Source organism: Deltaproteobacteria bacterium PRO3 (assembly GCA_030263375.1).
GTDB lineage: Bacteria > UBA10199 > UBA10199 > DSSB01 > DSSB01 > DSSB01.
The window spans coordinates 1-3,695 of the sequence record SZOV01000171.1 but is presented as its reverse complement, the minus strand read 5'-3'; the positions used below and the strand labels follow the sequence as shown (position 1 = coordinate 3,695).

At 65.4% G+C, this 3,695-nt stretch carries 4 protein-coding genes; 1 reads left to right on the top strand and 3 read right to left on the bottom strand.

Translation table 11 applies throughout. The annotated features are described in order from the left end of the window. From FBR05_15025 to FBR05_15015, 3 genes are all read right to left on the bottom strand, one after another. Positions 1-1,562: ABC transporter permease (locus FBR05_15025; protein ID MDL1873492.1), on the bottom strand; the 1,562-nt coding region annotated here is incomplete at its 3' end. A 1-nt stretch (position 1,563) separates the two neighbouring features. Next, entirely contained in the window at positions 1,564-2,229 is a 666-nt protein-coding gene (locus tag FBR05_15020; protein MDL1873491.1) for a hypothetical protein, read from the bottom strand. Next, a complete protein-coding gene (locus tag FBR05_15015) occupies positions 2,226-3,050 on the bottom strand; it encodes a sigma-70 family RNA polymerase sigma factor (GenBank protein MDL1873490.1) in 825 nt (274 codons plus the stop codon). Before FBR05_15015 ends, FBR05_15020 begins: the two co-directional genes overlap by 4 nt. A gap of 85 nt (positions 3,051-3,135) precedes the next feature. On the opposite strand from FBR05_15015, the gene FBR05_15010 reads away from it, so the two are divergent. Beyond that, a partial coding sequence (locus FBR05_15010) for an alpha/beta hydrolase (protein ID MDL1873489.1) occupies positions 3,136-3,695 on the top strand: 560 nt, incomplete at its 3' end.

Here is a 3,695-nt window from a genome sequence, read left to right as displayed (position 1 = left end):
TAATCGCTCCCCAGACTTTTTGCCAACACCGCATTGATGCCGCCCGTAATGCTCGTAATCAAACCGACAGCGGCGACAATAATCGCCAAACCAATCATCGTCGCGCCCGCCGTAATCGCCGCGCGGTAAGGTTGACGCGCGAGATTGCCTTGCGCCAAATCGCCTGTGCCTTGCCGCGCGAACAAAAGCGTCAAGAGCGCGCCAAATAAACCCGCCACCGGTTTCACCAACGCGGGCGCGACGAGGATCAGACCGCAGAGAAAAGCGAAACCGCCCAGCGCGACCAAGCTGATATTTTGCGAGAGCAAGCCGCCAACCGCCATGACAAGCAATGTAACGCCCGCGATGGTTTTCTTGCTCCACGTCTTGCCTTTTTCCACATCCGCCTGAGAGGGACGCAGCGCTTCCAGCGGCGTGACGCGGCTCGCATTCCACGCGGGCAAGAGACCGCTCGCCAACGTCACGCCCAGCCCCAACCCAATCGTCATGATCAACAAAATCGGTTCTACAATCGGCGCGCCGATTTTGACATGCAAGAATTGTTCCATCGCGCCGCTCGCCAACGCCGTAATGCCCGCGCCCGCCAGATAACCCAAAGCGATACCGAACGTGACGCCAATAATGCCCTGCACCAGACCTTCGGCAAGAAAAAGCGACATGATGGCGCCGCGGCTTGCGCCGACCGCGCGCAACATGCCAATGTCGCGGCGGCGTTCGGCGACGATGGTGCGGAATGTATTGAAAATAATGAAACCGCCCATGAAGAGCGCGAGAAAACCCAATACGTTAAAAATCGTTTGCGCCGTTTGCATGCTCGCAAACAATTCGGAAGAGGTTCCCAAACCGCCGAATTGATAATCCGGCCCGAGCAAATTTTGAATCGTGCGCTCGATTTGCGCGCGCTGCGCCGCGTCCGTCGTCGTGTAATTCGCTTCGACGGTATTGATGCGATTCGGCAAACCAAAAATTTTTTGCGCTTGCGGCAAATTCACATACACGGGTTCATTGCCGGGCAATGCCTGCGCGGGCCGAATGCCGACGATTTTGAAACGCACGACGCCTTGCGCGGTGGGAATCGGGATTTCGTCGCCAAGTTTCAAACCCAACGTGTCCGCAAGCCCCGCCGTGAGCGCCGCCGCGTTCGTATCCGTATCGCGGAGAAAGCGCCCTTCCTGAACGGTATAATCGCGCAGCGCTTGCGCGGCTTTGGGTTCCAAGCCAATCAATGTCACCGCGCCGATATTGGCATTGCGGAAAAAATTCGCGGGGATATTGATGGGTCGTTCGAGCGTGCCGGACGCGGCGCGGATGCCGTCCACATTTTCGATTTGGTCCAACACGCGCGTCGAAAACGTTTCGCCCGATTTGTGCGTGATGGTCAAATCCACTTGGCCCGCCGCGCTCTGCAGCGATGTGGCGAACGCCTGCATCATGGTCGGCAAGAGAATGTTCATGCTGAAAATAACCAGCACGCCAAACACAATCGCCAGCGTCGTCAAAAAGGTACGCAGCTTGCGGCCCCACAAATAACGCGCCGCCAAAGTTAATTGAATCGGCATCATTCTATTCCGCCAACGCGTGCATTCTGCCCGTCACCAGCGCCGCATTGTCCGAACCATCTTGTTTCAATTTCGTCTCATCCACCGCCTTGCCGTCTTTTATAAAGACGATGCGGTCGGCGTACGCGGCAATGCGCGGGTCGTGCGTCACCATGACGGTGCACTTGCCGGCCGAGGGGGAGAACTTCACCTCCACGGGTGTCCCGGGGGCCGCCGAGGGGTCCTTCCAGAGGAGGCGGATCGCCTTGCCGTCATTCACCTTGAGGACGTCGGCCGCGTTCCCGTCGGCGTTCCGGAGCGACCCGCCTGGCTTCAGGTCGAGCGTGCTCTTCGGCCCGAGCCAGCCGTCCAGCTCGGCGGCCGAGGCGAAGGCCGAGAAGCACCGCTCCGGCGTCGCCTTGACCGCCTTCGTGGCGCAGATCGTGTAGCCCTTCGGCTTGCCGTCCTTCTCGACGACGCCCCGGGCCGCCTCGTACTCGACGACGAACGTCGCCGACCACCACGGGTCGAGCTTCAGCGTCCCGACCAGGTGGTCCCCGATCGCCCGCCGCCCCTTCTCCGGCCCCCCGAACCCGTCCAGGAGCGCGAACCACTCCTTCCGCGTCTTCCCAGTGGCCGCCTTCACCGCGGCGTCGGAGACGTCCCGCTCTGCCTTCAGCTCCACCTTCATCGCTTCCTCCCGGACCCCTCTGGGTCCTCGTTCCCCGGTCTCTTCACCGCCCCGGGGCGTTCCTTTGGCGGCGGGTCGGCAAGGCCGAGGAGCGAGCGGGCCTCCAGCCGGAACTCCTCCTCGGTCGCCGTCGTCTCGCGGAGGAGCTCCAGGACCGTCTCGCGGAACTCCCGTCGAGCGGCGTGGAGGCCGTTCGTCACGTCCGACTCGGAGATCCCGTGCCGGCGGGCCAGCTCCGCGTAGGACGGCCGCTCGGAGCGCCCCTCCTCCCCCCGCTCCACCGCCGAGAAGAGCTCGAAGCGGACGGCTTTGCCCGCGGCGGCGAGGCGTTCGCGGAACCGGTCGAGCGAAAGGGAGAAGACGCTCCGGGCCCAGGCCTTCTCGAACTCCTGCTCCGGGTCGCTCCCGTCCGCGGGAGTCAGGCGGTCGACGGCGGAGCGCTCGGACTCCAGGTCGAGCGAGAGGGGCCGCTCGCCGCCCCCCCGCTTCTGCCGGGAGGCGGCGCGGGCCTGGTTGGCGGCGAGGCCGTCCACGCAGACGCGCAGGTACGTCCTCAGGCGCGCCCGCGACGGGTCGAAGCGCGCGAGGAGGTCCCGCTCGATCAGCTCCGCGAAGAAGTCCTGGACGAGGTCCGCGGCCTCCTCGTGCCCCTTGCCGTGCCGGAGCCTCACGTACCGGTAGACGGGCCGCCAGTAGGCCGACAGGAGCGTCGCGAGCCCGCGCTCGCGGGTGGCGGCGTCGGGGCTCCGCGCCGCCTCGACGAGCGACAGGCGCGTGGCCGGGAAGGAGCCCCGGGCGGGGGCGGGTTCGTTCGCGGTCATCCTCGGAAGCGCCGATTCTCCACGATCCTGGCCCTGCCGTCGCGGGCGTATCCTCGCCTCGACCCGCGATCGAAGGAGCCGCCGGATGCCCGGTCCCGCACGACTTCTCCTCGCCGCCCTCGCCGCCGCCTCTGCCCTCTCCGCGCGGGCCGCGGTCGCGCAGCCGGCCTCGCCGCCTCCGGTCGCGCCCAGGGCGCCCGCCGCGCCCGCGGCTCCCCGCTCCCTCGACGCGCTCCCCGCCCGCTTCGCCCTCCTGGACGGCAGGCGCGTCCTCTACCGGACGGCCGGGACCGGCCCGCGGACCCTGGTCCTCGTCCACGGCTGGAGCTGCTCGATGGAGCTCTTCCGCGAGCAGCTGCCGCTCGCCTCGGAGCTGCGCCTCCTCCTCGTCGACCTCCCCGGCCACGGCGGCAGCGACCGCCTGCCCGACAACGAGGTGGCTACGGTGGACAAGTCGCTCCAGGAATTGCAGCGGATTGAGCTGCCGCCCTTTTTCCACGTGACGGCCGACCTGTCAAACCACCCGGTTTATCCCTCGGATGACCAACTGGGCATGGCCGACGCCCTGATGTCCAGCCACATTCGTTATCGTGGCTTCCAGGGCGATATTCGCCAGTTTACGGCCCCTATCAGTTTTGACGCCGA

Coding starts and splice junctions, on each gene's coding strand:
- FBR05_15020 (MDL1873491.1), bottom strand. CDS start 2,229: ATGAAGGTGGAGCTGAAGGCAGAGCGGGACGTCTCCGACGCCGCGGTG.
- FBR05_15015 (MDL1873490.1), bottom strand. CDS start 3,050: ATGACCGCGAACGAACCCGCCCCCGCCCGGGGCTCCTTCCCGGCCACG.